The following is an 18,528-nucleotide window of genomic DNA, read 5'->3' as shown; positions in this document are numbered from 1 at the left end:
ACTTAGGGTGGTACCGCGAATGCTAAGCTTTCGTCCCTTTGGGGATGAAGGCTTTTTCTTTTTTCGTCTGGAAAATTTAAGGAGGAACACGTATGAAACAACTTTCAGGAAATGATATCCGCAGACTGTATCTTGAATTTTTTATTGAAAAGGGGCACCAAGTAGAGCCGAGTGCACCGCTTGTTCCAATCAATGATCCGTCACTTTTATGGATTAACTCAGGTGTCGCGACACTGAAGAAATATTTTGATGGCCGAGTCGTTCCGGAAAATCCACGTATCACAAATGCACAGAAATCAATTCGTACAAATGATATTGAGAATGTCGGAAAGACTGCGCGCCACCACACTTTCTTTGAGATGCTTGGGAACTTTTCGATTGGTGACTACTTTAAAAAAGAAGCAATTCATTATGCTTGGGAGTTTTTGACGGACAAAAAATGGATGGGCTTTGATCCGGAACTGCTATCTGTTACCGTTCACCCCGAGGATGAAGAAGCGTATGCGATTTGGAAAGATGAAGTTGGCGTTCCAGAAGCGCGCATTATTCGATTGGAAGGGAACTTCTGGGATATTGGAGAAGGCCCGAGTGGACCAAACTCTGAAATTTTCTACGACCGCGGAGAGCAGTATGGAAATGATCTTGAAGATCCAGAATTGTATCCGGGTGGAGAGAACGAACGTTATTTAGAAATTTGGAACTTGGTATTTTCTCAGTTCAATCACAATCCTGACCACACATATACGCCTCTTCCAAAACAAAACATCGATACAGGTATGGGGCTTGAGCGTATGGCATCGGTTGTGCAAGACGTACCAACTAACTTTGATACAGACTTGTTCATGCCGATCACTCAGCAAACGGAACAGATCAGCGGTCAGAAGTACGGAGAATCGAAAGACAAAGACGTGGCGTTCAAAGTCATCGCTGACCATATTCGCACAGTAGCATTCGCCATTGGAGATGGTGCGCTTCCATCAAATGAGGGACGCGGGTATGTTCTTCGTCGCTTACTGCGTCGTGCAGTTCGATTTGCAAAACAACTAGGCATCGAGAAGCCATTCTTGTTTGAACTTGTACCAGTAGTCGGCGAGTTGATGGAAGTATTCTACCCAGAAGTGAAACAAAAAGAAGCATTTATCATGCGCGTAATCAAGACAGAAGAAGAACGTTTCCATGAAACATTGGCAGACGGCTTATCCATCTTGTCTCGTGCTGTCACAGAACAGCAAACGCAAGGCTCAACAGTTGTACCAGGGGCGACAGTATTCGCACTGTATGATACGTATGGCTTCCCTGTAGAACTTACAGAGGAGTATGCTGAGGAAGCAGGTATGACAATTGATCGCCCAGGCTTTGAAAGTGAAATGGAAGGCCAGCGCAGTCGTGCACGTGCAGCGCGTCAAAATGTAGATTCTATGCAAGTGCAGTCCGAAGTCTTTGCGTCAATTCACGACGACAGTGAATTCATTGGCTACGATCAACTGAAGACACTTGGAAAAGTCACGACACTTGTTCTAGGAGCGGATAAAGTAGAATCAGCTACTGAAGGCGATGAAGTGAAGCTCGTTCTAGACCGTACTCCGTTTTACGCTGAAAGTGGTGGGCAAATTGCAGATATCGGGAAAATTTCAAACGATCACTTCTTAGGACGCGTAAAAGATGTGCAAAAAGCGCCAAACGGACAAAACTTGCATTCGGTGATCATCGAATCAGGTGAACTTCGAGTGGGTATGGACGTAACGGCTGAAGTAGATCCAGAACTTCGTCAAAAAACTATTAAAAATCACTCGGCAACACACTTGTTACACCAAGCATTGAAAGATGTTTTAGGAACACACGTCAACCAAGCGGGTTCCTATGTTGGACCAGACCGTTTGCGTTTTGACTTCTCACACTTTGGTCAAGCGACGAAAGAAGAGCTTGAGCAGGTGGAGCGCATTGTGAACGAGAAGATTTGGGAATCCACACCTGTTATAACAGGTTTCCATTCAATCGATGAGGCAAAACAACGCGGGGCTATGGCACTATTCGGCGAAAAATATGGAGACATCGTACGCGTCGTAGAGATGGGTGATTACTCATTAGAACTGTGTGGAGGATGTCACGTATCGTCAACTGCTGAAATTGGTATATTCAAAATTCTCTCTGAAGGCGGTATTGGAGCAGGTACACGACGCATTGAAGCGGTCACTGGACAAGCTGCTTACGAAGTAATGAAAGACGAAGAGGCACGATTGCATCAAGCTGCTGCTCTGATTAAAGCGCAACCACGTGAAATTGTAGCAAAAGTAGAAGCACTACTTGCTGAAGTGAAGAACCTTCAAAAAGAAAATGGCTCACTATCTGCTAAACTTTCAAGCAACCAAGCAGGAGAATTATTATCGTCTGTTCGTGACGTCAATGGTGTTTCTGTATTGACTGCAAAAGTGGAAGCAAAGGACAATAATCAATTGCGTCAACTCGTCGATGATTTGAAACAAAAACTTGCTTCAGGTGTCGTCGTACTAGGTGCTGTTGCAGGTGAAAAAGTCATGATTGCTGCGGGTGTGACAAAAGATATCGCAGGTGAACGCGCGCACGCTGGGAACATCGCGAAGCATGTGGCGGAACTGTGTGGCGGAAAAGGTGGAGGACGTCCAGACTTTGCTATGGCTGGTGCGAAAGATGGTTCGAAGCTCCAGGACGCACTCAAATCCATTGACGAACTAGTGAAATAAGTTCCTTCTTCATCGGTCATGGGGTATACTAAAAGTACAGTTCCATGAGTTGGACAGGAAGGGTGTTGAATACTATGGATTCCTTTGACAAAACAATGAAATTTAATGTTCAAGACGAATCAATGGAAGAGGATGTCAAACACGTCATGCTACATGTGCATGATGCGCTTGAAGAGAAAGGGTACAACGCGGTCAATCAAATCGTTGGGTATTTGCTTTCTGGAGATCCTGCTTATATTCCACGTCATCAAGACGCCCGAAATGTCATCCGCAAATTAGAGCGTGACGAAATTTTAGAAGAACTAGTTCGGTTCTATATCCGACATACAAATGAGGGCAAAGATGCGTAAAATGGGTTTAGACGTCGGTACACGTACGGTGGGTGTTGCAATCAGTGACGCCCTCGGGTGGACCGCGCAAGGAATCGAGACGATTAAAATCCATGAAGAAAACGAGGAGTTCGGTATTGAGCGATTAACGGAACTCATTCGTGAGTATACTGTGACGGAAGTCGTGATCGGATATCCGAAAAATATGAACAACACCATCGGACCACGGGCTGAAGCTAGTGAGCGTTTTGCAGAGCTAATTAAAGAAACATTCAATCTTCCTGTAGTATTATGGGATGAGCGACTGACGACAATGGCTGCAGATCGCATGCTGATCGACGCCGATGTGAGCCGAAAAAAGCGTAAGCAAGTCATTGACAAAATGGCGGCTGTCATGATCCTTCAAGGATATTTAGACAGTAAAAATCGATGAGGTGAAGAAAATGGAACATGGTCAAGAACATATCACAATCGTTGACGAAAACGGCAACGAGCAACTTTGTAACGTATTGCTAACATTTGAATCAGATGAATTTGGAAAATCCTATGTACTTTACTACCCAGTAGGTGCAGATGCAGAAGATGAAAATGAAGAAATCGAGATCCACGCTTCTTCATTCGTTCCTTCAGAAGATGGGACGGACGGCGAACTTCTTCCAATCGAAACGGATGAAGAATGGGATATGATCGAAGAGACGCTTGGTGCATTTATGGACGAGCAAGAAGACGACGAATACGGAATTCAAGAACAATAATAGGAGTGATGCCGTCTCTATATATAGAGGCGGTTTTTTTCATGTGTGGACGCCTCTGTGACTTTTCTAGTATACTATTTGAAGATAAAGGGGGAAGCCCAAGTGCCAAACGGAAGTAAAAAAGAAATAATGTTTGAAAAAATGAAAGAAAAGAAGAAAGAAGTGAAGATTGTACGTCGAATTGTCTTTGCTGTCGTACTCATTCTACTCATTGTCGGTGGAATCGGTGGATATTCTGCATATAACTATGTTACAGGTGGTTTATCTCCGTATGACGAGACAAATGAAGACCCTATTGCTGTCTCAATTCCAATCGGCTCTGGTATTGACACAATTTCACAAACGCTTGAAGACAACAATGTCATTCGAGATGCGCGAATCTTCAAGTACTATGTCAAATTTAAAAATGAATCCGACTTTCAAGCCGGTGACTATACATTGACACAATCGATGACTCCCGATGAATTGATTGAAAGTTTAAAATCTGGTCGTATTTATAGAGAACCTGTGTTCACGATGAACATACCAGAAGGATTAACTCTTGAACAGATTGCAGACGTTATTGAAGCACGTACCAATCATTCAGCAGAAGATTTCTTTGCACTCGTCACTAGTGAAGAATTTGTCGAGCTTGCACGTCAACAATTCCCAGACTTGCTGACAGATGAAATAGTTGCAGAAAACGTTCGCTACTCACTTGAAGGATATTTGTATCCCGCTACGTATCCATTCTATGAAGAAAACCCAAGTATGGAGACCATTGCTTTCGCCATGTTACAAGGTACACAAGACAATGTACAACCCTATCGTGAGATTTTGGCTGATCGTGGCCAGTCCATCCATTGGTTGTTGACGTTTGCCTCGCTGTTAGAAGAGGAAGCGACTGCACAAACGGACCGTAAGACGATTGCCTCCGTATTCAATAATCGCTTAGAAATCGATATGCCTCTTCAAACAGATCCGACAGTTCTTTACGCATTAGGTGAACACAAAGACCGCGTGCTTTATGCGGATCTTGAAGTCCAAGATCCTTATAACACCTATGTCAACCGTGGATTGCCACCTGGTCCAATTGCGGGAGCTGGACGAGCATCTCTTGAAGCAGCAATGGATCCATCAAGCTCTGAGTATTTATACTTCTTAGCAGATCCTTCCGGGACGAACCATTTTGCAGTGACATATGACGAACATTTGGCAAACATCCAAGAATATTTACGTTAACGATAGACTATCCACTTTAGCTAGTGGATAGTTTTTCTCTGTCATGGTATGATAAAAATTGAATTTTTTTTGCACGACTTCCCAGTAGAAAGAGGGAGACATGAATGAAAACAGACGACTTTCAACAGCTGTTCAGCTTACCTCGAACAGCGTTTTTTCATGAGATGGAACAGTACGCAGACTTACATCACGTACCCATCATGCGACCAGAAGGAATGGACACATTGCTTCATCTGTTGCAGCTTCAAAATGCACAAACTGTTATTGAAGTGGGGGCAGCGATTGGCTACTCAGCACTGCGTATGGCAGCAGCGAATCCAAAGCGGACAATTACAACCATCGAACGAGATGCAGAACGGTATGAGACGGCGAACCAATTCATTGCAAAAAGCGAGCATGCACAGCAAATTTCTCTTTATCTCGCAGACGCTTTAGAAATGGATCTGAGTGAGTTCCCTGAACGGTCATTTGATGCTCTTTTTATAGATGCGGCAAAAGGACAATACCAATTGTTCTTCGATCGCTACGCGCCCTTAGTCAAGAGTGGAGGCGTCATTTATAGCGACAATATCTTTTTAAATGGGTTGACTCAAGTGCCTATAGAGCAAGTGCCGAGACGAAAACGCACGATGGTTCGCAAATTGCATTTATTTGCTGAACATTTGCGAACAAACCCCGATTATGACAGTCAGTTCTATCCGATAGGCGATGGACTATTAGTAAGTATCAAGAGGTGAGTACGATGTTAACTGAACTAGTTGTAACGCCAAAATCTGTACAACATGCATTTAAACTTCTTGATGCAGGTGCAGATGCAGTTGTTGTAGGTGAAGAGCATTTTGGCCTCCGTCTTGCAGGAGAATTCTCCCTGAGGGACATTGAAGAGATTACACTTTATGCGCATACATTGTCTAAAAAGGTCTATGTATCAATGAATGCACTGTTTCATAACGACCGAGTGGATGCGCTTGCACCCTACATGCGCAAATTAAATGACATAAAAGTGGATGGCATTTATTTTGGAGACCCGGCTATCATCATGACACATCGAGAAATCGACAATGAAGTACCGCTCATTTGGAACCCCGAGCAGACAGCAACGAACTACTTTACAGCAAACTACTGGGGTGAACGAGGGGCAACGCGCGCATATCTTGCACGTGAGCTGAGTTTAGACGAACTGATTGAAGTAAAAGAAAATGCAGAGGTATCTATTGAGATTCAAGTACATGGAATGAGTTGTATGTTCCAGTCCAAGCGTCCACTGCTTGGTCACTATTACTTGCATGAAGGAAAAGCACTTCCTATTGAGAATCGGGAACAAAAAGATGCGATGTTGCTTTATGATAAAGAGCGCGAAAATCGCTATCCAATCTATGAAGATCTGAATGGCACGCATATTTTTTCACCGAACGACATGTGCATGATTGATGAGCTAGAAGAAATTCTAGAAGCGGAAATTGATGCCATTCGCATTGAAGGAATTCTACATAGCGAGGCCTATACAGTTAAAGTGACTAAATTGTACAGGAAGGCTCTCGATCTCTACAAGGAATCACCGAAACTATACCGACAGCAGAAGAATGAACTTTTTAAACAACTTGAAGAAATGCAGCCGTCGCATCGTCCACTCGACACAGGATTTTTCTTCAAAGAGTCAGTGTACTAAGGAGGAGATCAAATGGCAGTCATGGAAAGTGAACTACGAAATGGCAAACGAGTCATTACAAAAAAGCCCGAATTACTTGCTCCTGCTGGCAATCTTGAAAAGTTGAAGATTGCGGTTGAATACGGAGCAGATGCAGTGTTTATAGGTGGGCAAGAATACGGACTTCGATCGAATGCAGGAAATTTTACGATTGCCGAGATGAAAGAAGGCGTAGAGTACGCAAAGAAATTTGGTGCGAAGATTTATGTCACGACGAATATCTTTGCGCACAATGAAAATATGGATGGATTGATAGAGTACTTGCAAGCTGTTGAAAGTACGGGTGTAACGGGGATTATCGTCGCTGATCCATTGATTATTGAAACGTGCCGAAACTATGCTCCGAAACTTGAATTGCATTTAAGTACACAACAATCCTTATCCAACTGGAAAGCTGTGCAGTACTGGAAAGACGAAGGATTGCACCGAGTAGTTCTCGCTCGTGAGACTACTGCAGATGAAATTGCACTCATGAAAGAAAAAGTCGATATCGAAATTGAAGCGTTCATTCACGGAGCCATGTGTATCGCTTATAGTGGACGGTGCACACTGTCCAATCACATGACTGCTCGTGATTCAAACCGGGGTGGTTGCTGTCAGTCCTGTCGCTGGGACTATGAACTACAGAATACGGAAGCGGAAAAAGTAGACGACTTCACTACACCTTTTGCGATGAGCCCGAAAGATTTGAAATTAATTGAATCTATTCCGCATATGATAGAGCTAGGAATCGATTCGTTAAAAGTAGAAGGACGCATGAAGTCGATTCATTATGTAGCAACAGTCGTACAAGTCTACCGCAAAGTAATTGATGCATATTGCGCAGATCCAGATAATTTTACGTTTGATTCAGAATGGGTCTATGAACTCGACAAATGTGCCAATCGCGAGTCGGCTTCTGCGTTTTTTGAAGGAGAACCTGGACATGAACAACAATTATTTGGTGTCCACAGCCGCAAAGTTACACACGACTTTGTAGGTCTTGTGGTAGACTATAACGAGACGTCTCAGACCGTTACCTTAGAGCAGCGAAATTATTTCAAGCCTGGTGATGAGATTGAGTTTTTTGGGCCACAAATCGACAATATAAAATTGATTGTCCCACCAATCTACGATGAGAAAGGCAATGAACTAGATGCTGCACGTCACCCACTGCAAAAAGTAACGTTCCATTGCCCTGTCAAAGTACACCCGAACAATATGATGCGGAAGAGGTTAGTAAAGTGAAAAGACCATTAGTTATCGGAATTGCTGGCGGTTCCGGTTCTGGAAAAACAAGTGTAACAAATGCCATTTATGAAGCGTTCAAAGATCACTCAGTAGTTGTGATTCAACAAGATTTTTACTACAAAGACCAGTCGCATCTGGAGTTTGAAGAGCGTTTGAAAACTAATTATGATCACCCATTAGCATTTGATAATGATTTATTGATTGACCATGTGAATCATTTACTTGAACGTAAAGGGATTGAAAAACCTGTGTATGACTATGCACGTCATACGCGTTCGGATGAAACAATCGTGATCGATCCAAAAGATGTCATTATTTTAGAAGGGATTCTAGTTTTAGAAGATGAGCGTCTTCGCGACTTGATGAATATTAAACTATACGTAGATACAGATGCAGATTTACGTATCATTCGTCGTATATTACGTGATATTCATGAGCGTGGGCGCACAGTAGAATCCGTGGTTGAACAATATTTGAATGTCGTTCGACCGATGCATAACCAATTTATTGAACCAACAAAACGCTATGCTGATGTCATCATTCCAGAAGGTGGCCAAAATGAAGTAGCTATTGATTTAATGGTTACGAAAATTAAGGCTATTCTTGAAAGTAATGGAATTGTATAATAGGATGATACAAGTTGCATAAGACAGAAGGAGTGTATAGGAGTGTCAAATGACAAACAATATCCGATGACGCTTGCAGGTAAGCAAAAGTTAGAGGAAGAATTAGATAGTTTAAAAAATGTAAAACGTAAAGAAGTTGTTGAGCGTATTAAAGTAGCACGTGACTTCGGAGATTTATCCGAGAACTCAGAGTATGATGCAGCGAAAGAAGATCAAGCATTTGTCGAAGGTCGTATTTCACAATTGGAATCTATGATTCGCAATGCAGTCATCATTGAAGAAGATGCAAACGATGACACAGTTTCACTTGGTAAAACGGTTACATTTATCGAAATCCCAGACGGAGACGAAGAAACGTATACAATCGTTGGTTCAGCTGAAGCAGATCCATTAGAAGGATTAATTTCAAATGATTCTCCAATTGCACGAGGCTTACTTGGCCGAACAATCGGAGAAAATGTAAAAATCATGACTCCTGGTGGAGAAATGGACGTTAAGATCCTATCAATTTCGTAATTCTAGACTGCTTGGCAGCTTTTGACGCTGTCAGGCAGTTTTCGCTTTGTCAGGGTCTCAGTTGATTCTCATCCCGATTATTAGTAAGATGAAAAAAGCTTGTAGCAATGAGGAGTGAACTAAATGACGCAAGAATTTTCTAGACGTGCGCAAATGAAAAAGAAAAAACGCGCGAATTTACTTATAAATTCATTACTAGCTGTAGTTGGCATACTGATTATTATTACATTAGCAAATTTACTTTCTTCAAACGACGACACCGCTGTGGAAGCTGATCCTGGAGATGAGCAACAGCAAGTGACGGATGAGGGCCAACAAGACGTTGAGTCAGAAGATACCGCGGGTGCTGAAACGACAGAGGAATCTGAAGCGACAGATGAAGCAGAATCTACTGACGAAACAGAAGCAACAGAAGAAGATCAAACAGATACTACTGAAGAACAAGCGGAAGTAACGACTGAACCGTCAATGGACCCTATTGTGGATGAAGTCATCGTGAATACAGCTTGGCAACCGGTAGGAACAACGCAAACTGGTGAACATGTCTCGAGTTACACGAAAGGGACAGTCGATTGGGATGAAAAAATCAAAGCCCTTCAGTATGCATCTGGTCTTTCGGCTGATAACATGTACACGATTTTCTTAGGCAATGGGGGATCCCCGCAAAAGTCAATTGGCACAGTTACATCAAAAGACAAATCAGAGATGTATCGTATTTATTTAGAGTGGGTCGATGGCCAAGGTTGGAAACCGACAAAACTCGAAAAGTTGAATCAGTTACCATAACGGAGGAATGACAATGAAAGTAGCAGTTATCGGTGCGATGGAGCAAGAAGTTGAACACTTGCGTGCAGCGCTTTCGAATGCATCAACGGAAACAATTGCAAACAGTGAATTCACTGCAGGCACATACGGAGCACATGAATTGATTTTAGTGAAAAGTGGCATTGGTAAAGTGAATGCAGCGATGACGACTTCGATTTTACTAGAAAAATACTCGCCGGATGTGGTTATTAACACGGGCTCTGCAGGTGGCTATGACCCATCTTTACAAGTGGGGGACATTGTAGTATCAACAGAGGTCCGTCATCACGACGTTGACGTCCGTGCCTTTGGTTATGAAATGGGTCAAGTACCTGGTATGCCAGCAGCATTTACTGCAGACGCAAGCTTGATTGAAAAAGCACAAGAGGCGATTGAAGCTGTGGGCATTCATTCAGCAACAGGTCTAATTGCAACAGGAGATTCATTTATGCATCTCCCAGAACGTGTCAAAGAAACACGCGAACACTTCCCGACAATGGCAGCCTGTGAGATGGAAGCAGCCGCTGTTGCGCAGGTTTGTCACCAATTCGGAACTCCATTTGTAGTAATTCGCGCATTGTCTGATATCGCAGGCAAAGAATCGCCAATGAGTTTTGACGAATTTTTACCGACAGCAGCGAAAAATTCTACGGAAGTTGTGCTGCGGGTAGTGAGTTCACTTTAGATGTGGAGCCGACTTGAATCCCACTGGAGTCAACCCCTCCATTCCACTCAACTTCACTTTAACTGGAAGTAGTTCCCAAAGGGTACCTGTCACCCAAACAATTCCAACACAATTTATAAATATTCATCAATTCACACAATAATGCTGGTTTACAGTGAATAGTTGGTGAATATACATGAATGTCAGAATTGTTTGTGGGACAGGTACTTAGAAAAAATGGAACTCCACTTGTTGAAAAAATCAGTATCTTCTCTCGAACGTACTCGTGAGAAGATACTGATTTCATTTTGTTTTAGCCTGTTGATTATTTTTTTGAATTTTAATACTTGAAACAATTTAATCAATGCACGTTTTTCAATTCGAGAAACATAACTTCGCGATATTCCTAACTATTCAGCTAATGCTACTTGTGTCAAAGGGGAATAATGAAATAAGCCGTAGCGATGTTGTATGATTTCAGCTTCTCGCTCATCTAGCAAATGCATCCACTTATAGAGATGATGCGTCAACTCTTTAAAAGCTAATTGGTCATCTACTGGTAGGTCATTACTAGGTAAAATATCCGCAAGCGTGAGTGTTCCTCCCTCTAAATCTTGCCCCATCTGATCATTGAGAGAAGTCTCTTGTTCATGCTTTTTAATTTTACGAAGATGCATCAAAATCTCATTTTCGATACAGCGTGCTGCGTCATCGCTTTTGTGCATCAAGTCAAAGAGTTGTTGTTCTTTCTCTGGAGGAAGTGGTTGTTCGAATGCTTGACTTCGGATATAGCCAAGCGCGAGAGGGAGATGGGCGAGGGAACTGAGGACGATGGATAATCAGTGCATAGAATTGCCTCCTTGAAAGAGTCTATGCAAAAGACGAAATGGGCATAACAAAACCCGCTACAAGAGCGGGTTAGATTTTTCGTAGTGAAAGTGTTGAAATCATCATGAAAGATAAGATAATCATGAAGAATAGATAGACAACAGGTGATACATAAGGTACAGCGAAGTAACTAAGAGTTAATACAACCCCTGCTGCTGTAATTGGTAGACCTGTAAAAAAGCCGTTGGATTCTGAAATGTTAAAGCGCGCCAAGCGAAATGCACCAGAAGCAATGTAGATGACAGTAACGACCATGGCCAGAGTGCCCAACTCATTTGTCGCGTATGCATAAATAAGTAGTGCAGGTGCGATACCGAACGAGATAACATCACTCATAGAGTCAAGCTGTTTTCCAAGTTCCGATTCAATGCCAAGTTTGCGTGCTGTCATCCCGTCAAAACGATCTAAAAGTCCGGCGATAAAAATAAATAGGACGGCAAGTGCAAAATGGTCATTCATCGTCACCAAAATGGCTGCTCCACCAAATGCCATGTTCAATATGGTCAAAAGGTTTGCAGCTTGGCTTTTCAGCCGAGACAAACGTTCAATTGTCGATTCAAATAAGAACACTATGGTTTCCCCTCACGTATAGTTTATCCTATAAGTATACGCTAAATAGTTAAAAATTAATAGAGAGAAAGGTTCGAAATCCGTGAAAACTATAATCTATCAAAAACTAATTGAACTGACAAACAGACCAAGCACGTCGCTTATTTTAAAGCGATTTACACAGTCAAGTGTCAGCAAATTCATGATCCCTTCATATAAAAAGACATTCAAAATTGATGCCAATCTTGCAGTGAAACCGATGCATGAGTTTTCATCTTTGCATGATTTTTTTACACGCCAATTAAAGGAAGAAGTTCGCCCGATTGACACAAATGAAAAAACAATCGTGAGTCCAGTAGATGCTAAAATCGAATCCTTTGGTACGATTACGCCAACAGGCACATTTTCAGTTAAAGGACAGGAGTATTCCATTGACAGATTGCTGGCAAAACCATCCCTTACAGAGCGCTTTATCGGTGGGCAGTATGCTGTGCTGTATTTAAGCCCTGCGGATTATCACCGTATACACGCCCCTTTATCTGGGGAGATCACGGATCAATTCGTATCAGGTGGATTTTCGTACCCAGTGAACAAGCTAGGTCTTGTATATGGTAAGAAACCCTTGAGTGACAACTACCGTATCATCTCCATTTTAGAGAATGCCGGAAGCGCTTTTGCAGTCATTAAAGTCGGTGCGATGTTTGTAAATTCGATCGAGTTAGTGAAAACTGATTCACTGTGGAACAAAGGTGAAGAAGTTGCTTATTTCGCATTTGGCTCGACGGTCGTATTACTGACAGAACCAAATTGCGTGAACTGGCGAGATTCTGTGGTGAACGGCGCAAAAGTACAGGTAGGAGAGCCCTTGGCGGATATGCTATAATGGCGAAAGAGTACGTAATAGAGTGGAGTGTAGCACGTGTTAACTAATTTTATTCCTTCTGAGTTTGTGAAGAGCGTTTTTCAAATCACACCAGAACAGTTAAAAGAGCAAGGTATTAAAGGAATCATTACGGATCTTGATAATACGCTTGTTGAATGGGACCGTCCAGATGCAACACCGCAACTCGTGGAGTGGTTTGCAAGTATGCAACAAGCGGGGATTCAAGTGACGATTGTCTCCAATAACAATGAACTGCGTGTGAAGTCGTTTGCAGATCCTATGCAAATCCCATTCATTTATAAAGCGCGTAAGCCGTTCCGAAAAGCTTTTTTAACCGCTTTACGATTAATGGGATTGAAGCGTGAAGAAGTGGTAGTTATCGGAGATCAACTATTGACGGATGTTCTTGGTGGAAACCGCTTGAATTTGCATACAATTTTAGTTATTCCAGTAGCAAAATCTGATGGATTCGTCACACGTTTCAACCGACTAGTCGAGCGACGCATCTTTAGTTATTTAAAAAGCAAAGGTCATATTATGTGGGGAGATGAAGCCTGATGGAAACAGTACAATGTATCGGGTGTGGCGTTCTCATCCAAACCGAAGATCCAACCAAACTAGGCTATGCCCCGGCATCTAGCCTTGAAAAAGAAGAAGTAATCTGTCAGCGTTGCTTTCGATTAAAAAATTACAACGAGATTCAACCCGTCGAATTGACAGACGATGACTTTTTAAAAATCCTAAATGGCCTAGGTGATCAAAAAGGATTGATTGTTAAAATCGTTGATATTTTTGATTTTAACGGTAGTTGGTTGCCTGGTTTGCACCGTTTCGTTGGCAATAACCCGGTGCTCTTAATTGCGAACAAAGCAGATTTACTGCCAAAGTCCGTAAAGAAAAACAAAGTGATTAACTGGCTAAAACGAGAAGCTAAATCCCTCGGTCTTCAAACAGCTGATATTCTTCTTGTAAGTGCTGCAAAGGGCCAAGGTATGGTAGAGGCAATGGATGCGATCGAGCAATTACGTAAAGGTGAGAATGTCTACGTAGTCGGGTCAACCAATGTAGGTAAGTCAACATTTATTAATCGAATTATTAAACAAGCGACGGGAGAAGAACAAGTCATCACGACTTCTCAATTCCCAGGTACAACGCTTGACATGATTCAAATTCCAATGGACGATGGGAAATCGATTTGTGATACACCGGGTATCATTAATCACCATCAACTAGCGCATTATGTCGATCCCTCAGAGTTGAAGCTGATTTTACCGAAAAATGAAATCAAACCAAAGGTGTACCAGTTAAATGCAGAACAGACATTGTTTATTGGTGGGCTTGCTCGCTTTGATTTTATTCAAGGAGACCGTTCGGCATTCACTGCGCATTTATCGAATCAGCTAACGATTCACCGAACAAAACTTTCGAACGCAGATGCGTTATATGCCGATCATAAAGGAGAATTACTATCTCCTCCTGGAAAAAACCATGCAGAGAAGTACCCAGAACTTGTGCGTCATGAGTTTTCTATTAAGAGTCCCAAAATGGACATTGTATTCTCAGGACTAGGTTGGATCACGTGTCAGACGGGGAATGTTGTAGTAGCTGCTCATGTACCTAAAGGAGTTGCGGTGATGGTTCGTCCATCACTCATTTAATTTATGAAAAAGTGGTACGCAGTCATCGGCAACCCCATCCATCATTCGATTTCACCAAAGATGCATGAGATCTGGTTTCGTACACACAACATTGATGCATCTTATGTGCCAATTTTAGTTGAGCCTGATAGACTCGAACAATCTGTGGAATCCCTCTTTTTACTCGGATGCAGTGGGTTCAATGTCACAGTACCGTTTAAAGAAGCAATCATGCCGTTTCTAGATGAGTTGGACCAATCGGCACGCTCAGCGGGTACTGTGAATACTGTGGTACGTACACAAACCGGCTGGAAAGGGTACAACACAGACGGTCGTGGCCTTTTAGCATCTATTCCTAATCTATCGCAGTCAACACGAATCTTAGTTATTGGAGCGGGGGGAGCTGCCAAGGGAATCGCAGCAGCTCTTTCCGATTTACACATTCGTGATGTGACGATTTGCAACCGTACTTTGGAAAAAGCAACGCAACTTGCTAACAAATACAACGCCAAAGTGTTGGATATGTCAGAAGTTCCAGCAAAATTACCAGAGTTCGATTGTGTGATTCAAACAACTACTGTAGGTATGGACAGCGAAGAGTCTCCACTTTCGAATCCGATTTGGACGTCGGAGATGGTGGCTGTTGATATTATTTACTCACCACCACAAACAGAATTTTTGAAACAAGCGAATAGTCAAGGCGCCTTTACAATGAATGGACTAGCCATGCTCATTGGACAAGGGGCACTTGCTTTTGAATTATGGACAGGTATAAAGCCAGATCAAAAAGAAATAGTACAGACGATTTTTTCGTCCTAAAGGAGATTTATATGTTAACAGGTAAACAAAAACGTTTTTTACGTAGCGAAGCACATCATTTATCACCCATTTTCCAAGTAGGAAAAGGTGGCGTTAATGAACAATTGATTCACAGCGTTCAGGAAGCTCTGGAAGTTCGTGAATTGGTGAAGATTTCTATTCTGCAAAATTGTGAAGATGACAAACATGAAGTGGCGGAGACATTAGCAAATGAAACAGGTGCGCAACTTGTTCAGTTAATTGGACTTACTGTCGTACTTTATAAAGAGTCTCATAAAAATAAAAAACTCATTTTGCCACGCGCTTAATTTATGAAAAAAATCGGTATACTTGGGGGCACATTCAATCCGCCGCATATGGGCCACCTATTGATTGCAAACGAAGCAAAACATGCCTTACATCTTGATGAAGTGCATTTTATGCCGGCCGCCCAGTCGCCCTTTAAAAATAAGAATCAACAGGTGACAGACAATCATCGTCTTGAGATGGTCCGTCTGCTATCTGTCTATCTCCCAGATTCCAATGTGGAAACGATAGAGCTGGAGCGTGGTGGACTGTCCTACACGTTTGATACGTTAAAGCAATTGACTGAAATGAACCCGACAACCGAGTATTCGTTTATTATAGGTGCTGATCAAGCTGAAAAGTTAGCTGATTGGTATTGCATTGATGAATTGGTTCATTTAGTAAATGTTGTCGTTGTTCCGAGACCAGGATATACTGTGTCAACACCGTATAAAGTAACGACATTGTCGATTCCGCAATTGGAAGTATCTTCAACAGAGTTAAGAAAAAGACTCGCTCAAGGTGAAACTACTCGCTTTCTATTACCAGAAGACATTGCACGTTATTGTGAAAGGAACGATTTGTATGTGGACGAAAGATGAATGGTTTCCAATAATCCAGAGTCGCATGACAGAAAAACGGTATGTGCATACGTTAGGTGTAGCAGAAACTGCTATGGAACTTGCCAAGATATATGGGGAGGACGTTCAAAAAGCAGAAATCGCTGGACTTCTTCATGATATTTGTAAATATGCCGATAAAGCTTGGATGGCAGATCAAATTAAAGCACATCATTTGGACGCGACTTTACTCGACTTCCATCATGAGCTGTGGCATGGACCTGTGGGGAGTGTAGTGGCACGAGATGAGTTCGGAGTAGAAGACGAAGATATACGAAATGCGATTCACTACCATACATCAGGTCGTGCGGGCATGTCGAAGCTTGAAAAGATTATTTACGTAGCAGATATGATTGAACCGAACCGGAACTACCCAAAAGTTGAAAAACTTCGTGACCTAGCGCACAAAGATCTAGAACTCGCGATGCGTTACGGAGTGCGTCACACACTCCAACATTTGATAAAACAAAAGCAAACGGTATATCCTGATTCACTATTTTGTTATAATGCTTGTTGGACATAAGAAAGGGAAGATGAAATGAATTCTGAAAATCTAATGAAATTAACAGCACAAGCTGCTGATGATAAAAAAGCACAAGATATCGTAGTATTAAATATGCAAGGCGTATCGCCAATCGCAGATTACTTTGTCATTTGCCATGCAAACTCAGACCGTCAAGTACAGGCGATCGCAAAAGAAATCAAAGATAAAGCTGAAGAGCAACAGATTCACGTGAAACGCATGGAAGGCTATGATGAAGGCCGCTGGGTTCTTATTGACTTAGGCGATGTTGTCGCACACGTATTCCATCGTGATGAGCGTGACTATTACAATTTAGAACGTTTATGGGGCGATGCACCAATCGAATTCGTCCAATTAGCTGCTGAGTGATGTACGAAAAGTTTGCGAGCGTCTACGATGAATTGATGGCAGACATTCCATACGAAAACTATTTAACTTGGATCTTGCATGAAGCAGGACCTCTACAGGAGAAAACAATTGTTGACCTAGGATGTGGGACCGGAACGCTTTCCATTCCGCTTGCTCATATGGGAGCAGACGTACATGGAATCGACCTTTCTCAAATGATGATTGAACAGGCGAAAGCAAAGGCCCAAGAAGAACAAGCAGCCGTTCATTTTTCACAAGGTTCGATGGCAGACTTCACAGCAGCACGTCCAGCTGACGTAGTTGTCATTGCTGTGGACTCACTCAACTATCTTGTAGATGAAGAGGAAGTAGTCAAAACGCTTCGAGCCGCTTTTCATGCGCTACAACCAGGGGGCCATTTGTTTTTTGATGTGCATTCGACTAAAAAAATCGAGGCTTACTTGGACGGCCCATTTATTTATGAAGATGAAGATGTCGCGTATTTATGGAGTACGGAACCAGGTGAAGAAGACCATTCTGTATACCATGACATCACTTTTTTTGTGCGAGCAGAAGATGGGCGCTATGAACGGTTTGAAGAGCATCATTATCAACGCACCTTTGAAATAGAGATGTATAAGCAGTGGATTCATGAATTAGGATTTTCAAACTGTCTAGTGGACGATTCTATTTTTGGAGAAGATCACAAAGGTCTTCGCTATTTTTTCCATGCGACGAAATAAAACTTTCCGTCGATCGGGGTTTGGAGTATGATGGAACTACTCCTACGATTCCCCGATTGTATGGGAGGTTTTTTCTATTCAAACAAAACGTCTGCATCGATCGACTGCTTACGTAGTGATCGCTATAACCATTCTTCTAAGTATTCTTCTAGTTGTATTCTTCACGAAACCCTCACAACAGTCACAACTCATGCCTCTTCAAACACACCCAACAGAACCTGCGCAACAAGATGAACCGCAAGAATCACTTTATTTAATCGTCGAAATCAAAGGTGCTATTAAACAACCCGGTGTCTATGAATTACCAAATGGCAGTAGACTTGTTGATTTGATAGTAAAGGCGGGGGGTCTACTCGCTGAGAGCGACAACAAGCAAATCAATCAAGCAGCCTTATTGTCGGATGCTGAATCAATCTACGTACCTGTCATTGGAGAGACGCTGGCAGTGAATGAAGAAGAGGAGAAACTGGTAGAATTAAACACGGCTGAGCTTGCTGAACTTCAAACATTACCTGGGATTGGACCCGCTAAGGCACAGGCGATTCTAGTTTTTCGAGAGCAAACTCCATTTACATCAATTGAAGAGTTAAGTTTAGTGGACGGGATTGGTGACAAGACGCTGGAACGACTTCGCCCCCTCGTTTACGTAAAGTGAGTTGA

At 42.4% G+C, this 18,528-nt stretch carries 24 protein-coding genes; 22 read left to right on the top strand and 2 right to left on the bottom strand.

The window, feature by feature from the left end:
* Window positions 1-92: 92 nt before the first annotated feature.
* From alaS to mtnN, 12 genes are all read left to right on the top strand, one after another.
* On the top strand, window positions 93-2,720 hold the full coding sequence (gene alaS, locus ACF3OH_RS07785; protein ID WP_392453951.1) for an alanine--tRNA ligase: 2,628 nt from the start codon (window positions 93-95) through the stop codon (window positions 2,718-2,720).
* A gap of 74 nt (window positions 2,721-2,794) precedes the next feature.
* The gene (locus ACF3OH_RS07780; protein WP_204590239.1) at window positions 2,795-3,070 is read left to right on the top strand and encodes an IreB family regulatory phosphoprotein; all 276 of its coding nucleotides are present in this window, start codon (window positions 2,795-2,797) and stop codon (window positions 3,068-3,070) included.
* The gene (gene ruvX / locus ACF3OH_RS07775; RefSeq protein WP_392453950.1) at window positions 3,063-3,482 is read left to right on the top strand and encodes a Holliday junction resolvase RuvX; all 420 of its coding nucleotides are present in this window, start codon (window positions 3,063-3,065) and stop codon (window positions 3,480-3,482) included. The genes ACF3OH_RS07780 and ruvX overlap by 8 nt, the downstream gene beginning before the upstream one ends.
* Window positions 3,483-3,492: 10 nt before the next feature.
* Window positions 3,493-3,804 carry a DUF1292 domain-containing protein gene (locus tag ACF3OH_RS07770; protein WP_204590237.1) on the top strand — a complete coding sequence of 104 codons (312 nt, stop codon included), beginning with the start codon at window positions 3,493-3,495 and terminating at the stop codon, window positions 3,802-3,804.
* A gap of 102 nt (window positions 3,805-3,906) precedes the next feature.
* Complete coding sequence (gene mltG / locus ACF3OH_RS07765) at window positions 3,907-5,025, top strand: endolytic transglycosylase MltG (protein ID WP_392453948.1); 1,119 nt, start codon at window positions 3,907-3,909, stop codon at window positions 5,023-5,025.
* A 104-nt stretch (window positions 5,026-5,129) separates the two neighbouring features.
* Window positions 5,130-5,762: an O-methyltransferase gene (locus ACF3OH_RS07760; RefSeq protein ID WP_392453946.1), complete on the top strand. Its 633-nt coding sequence runs from the start codon at window positions 5,130-5,132 to the stop codon at window positions 5,760-5,762.
* A 5-nt stretch (window positions 5,763-5,767) separates the two neighbouring features.
* Window positions 5,768-6,694, top strand: a complete 927-nt coding sequence (locus ACF3OH_RS07755; protein WP_392453944.1) for a peptidase U32 family protein — start codon at window positions 5,768-5,770, stop codon at window positions 6,692-6,694.
* Window positions 6,695-6,706: 12 nt separating this feature from the next.
* Window positions 6,707-7,960: a U32 family peptidase gene (locus ACF3OH_RS07750; RefSeq protein ID WP_392453943.1), complete on the top strand. Its 1,254-nt coding sequence runs from the start codon at window positions 6,707-6,709 to the stop codon at window positions 7,958-7,960.
* On the top strand, window positions 7,957-8,589 hold the full coding sequence (gene udk / locus ACF3OH_RS07745) for a uridine kinase (protein WP_204590232.1): 633 nt from the start codon (window positions 7,957-7,959) through the stop codon (window positions 8,587-8,589). Before ACF3OH_RS07750 ends, udk begins: the two co-directional genes overlap by 4 nt.
* A gap of 42 nt (window positions 8,590-8,631) precedes the next feature.
* Window positions 8,632-9,105: a transcription elongation factor GreA gene (gene greA / locus ACF3OH_RS07740; RefSeq protein WP_392453942.1), complete on the top strand. Its 474-nt coding sequence runs from the start codon at window positions 8,632-8,634 to the stop codon at window positions 9,103-9,105.
* Between the two features lie 123 nt (window positions 9,106-9,228).
* The gene (locus ACF3OH_RS07735; protein WP_392453941.1) at window positions 9,229-9,891 is read left to right on the top strand and encodes a DUF1510 family protein; all 663 of its coding nucleotides are present in this window, start codon (window positions 9,229-9,231) and stop codon (window positions 9,889-9,891) included.
* A 13-nt stretch (window positions 9,892-9,904) separates the two neighbouring features.
* Window positions 9,905-10,594: a 5'-methylthioadenosine/S-adenosylhomocysteine nucleosidase gene (gene mtnN, locus ACF3OH_RS07730; protein ID WP_392453940.1), complete on the top strand. Its 690-nt coding sequence runs from the start codon at window positions 9,905-9,907 to the stop codon at window positions 10,592-10,594.
* A 389-nt stretch (window positions 10,595-10,983) separates the two neighbouring features.
* Here mtnN and ACF3OH_RS07725 read toward each other — a convergent pair whose 3' ends face one another.
* Both ACF3OH_RS07725 and pssA read right to left on the bottom strand, forming a co-directional pair.
* Complete coding sequence (locus ACF3OH_RS07725; RefSeq protein ID WP_392453938.1) at window positions 10,984-11,250, bottom strand: hypothetical protein; 267 nt, start codon at window positions 11,248-11,250, stop codon at window positions 10,984-10,986.
* A gap of 241 nt (window positions 11,251-11,491) precedes the next feature.
* Complete coding sequence (gene pssA / locus ACF3OH_RS07720; protein WP_204590228.1) at window positions 11,492-12,031, bottom strand: CDP-diacylglycerol--serine O-phosphatidyltransferase; 540 nt, start codon at window positions 12,029-12,031, stop codon at window positions 11,492-11,494.
* Between the two features lie 82 nt (window positions 12,032-12,113).
* On the opposite strand from pssA, the gene ACF3OH_RS07715 reads away from it, so the two are divergent.
* From ACF3OH_RS07715 to ACF3OH_RS07670, 10 genes are all read left to right on the top strand, one after another.
* Window positions 12,114-12,893 (top strand): phosphatidylserine decarboxylase, encoded by a 780-nt coding sequence (locus ACF3OH_RS07715; RefSeq protein WP_392453937.1) that lies wholly within the window; start codon window positions 12,114-12,116, stop codon window positions 12,891-12,893.
* Window positions 12,894-12,929: 36 nt separating this feature from the next.
* The gene (locus ACF3OH_RS07710; RefSeq protein WP_392453936.1) at window positions 12,930-13,451 is read left to right on the top strand and encodes a YqeG family HAD IIIA-type phosphatase; all 522 of its coding nucleotides are present in this window, start codon (window positions 12,930-12,932) and stop codon (window positions 13,449-13,451) included.
* Window positions 13,451-14,551, top strand: a complete 1,101-nt coding sequence (gene yqeH / locus ACF3OH_RS07705) for a ribosome biogenesis GTPase YqeH (RefSeq protein ID WP_392453934.1) — start codon at window positions 13,451-13,453, stop codon at window positions 14,549-14,551. Before ACF3OH_RS07710 ends, yqeH begins: the two co-directional genes overlap by 1 nt.
* Window positions 14,552-14,554: 3 nt before the next feature.
* A complete protein-coding gene (gene aroE / locus ACF3OH_RS07700) occupies window positions 14,555-15,349 on the top strand; it encodes a shikimate dehydrogenase (RefSeq protein ID WP_392453932.1) in 795 nt (264 codons plus the stop codon).
* An 11-nt stretch (window positions 15,350-15,360) separates the two neighbouring features.
* Entirely contained in the window at window positions 15,361-15,657 is a 297-nt protein-coding gene (yhbY, locus tag ACF3OH_RS07695) for a ribosome assembly RNA-binding protein YhbY (RefSeq protein WP_204590223.1), read from the top strand.
* 3 nt (window positions 15,658-15,660) lie between these two features.
* Window positions 15,661-16,236 carry a nicotinate-nucleotide adenylyltransferase gene (locus tag ACF3OH_RS07690; protein WP_392453931.1) on the top strand — a complete coding sequence of 192 codons (576 nt, stop codon included), beginning with the start codon at window positions 15,661-15,663 and terminating at the stop codon, window positions 16,234-16,236.
* Entirely contained in the window at window positions 16,220-16,777 is a 558-nt protein-coding gene (gene yqeK / locus ACF3OH_RS07685) for a bis(5'-nucleosyl)-tetraphosphatase (symmetrical) YqeK (protein WP_239584885.1), read from the top strand. The genes ACF3OH_RS07690 and yqeK overlap by 17 nt, the downstream gene beginning before the upstream one ends.
* A gap of 15 nt (window positions 16,778-16,792) precedes the next feature.
* Window positions 16,793-17,146 (top strand): ribosome silencing factor, encoded by a 354-nt coding sequence (gene rsfS / locus ACF3OH_RS07680; RefSeq protein ID WP_204590221.1) that lies wholly within the window; start codon window positions 16,793-16,795, stop codon window positions 17,144-17,146.
* On the top strand, window positions 17,146-17,868 hold the full coding sequence (locus ACF3OH_RS07675) for a class I SAM-dependent DNA methyltransferase (RefSeq protein WP_392453930.1): 723 nt from the start codon (window positions 17,146-17,148) through the stop codon (window positions 17,866-17,868). Before rsfS ends, ACF3OH_RS07675 begins: the two co-directional genes overlap by 1 nt.
* 190 nt (window positions 17,869-18,058) lie before the next feature.
* Window positions 18,059-18,523, top strand: a complete 465-nt coding sequence (locus ACF3OH_RS07670) for a helix-hairpin-helix domain-containing protein (RefSeq protein WP_392453928.1) — start codon at window positions 18,059-18,061, stop codon at window positions 18,521-18,523.
* Window positions 18,524-18,528: the final 5 nt, after the last annotated feature.

Source organism: Chryseomicrobium aureum (assembly GCF_043182735.1).
Taxonomy (GTDB): domain Bacteria; phylum Bacillota; class Bacilli; order Bacillales_A; family Planococcaceae; genus Chryseomicrobium; species Chryseomicrobium aureum.
The sequence above is the reverse complement of the archived record's forward strand: the minus strand, read 5'-3'. Positions and strand labels throughout refer to the sequence as shown.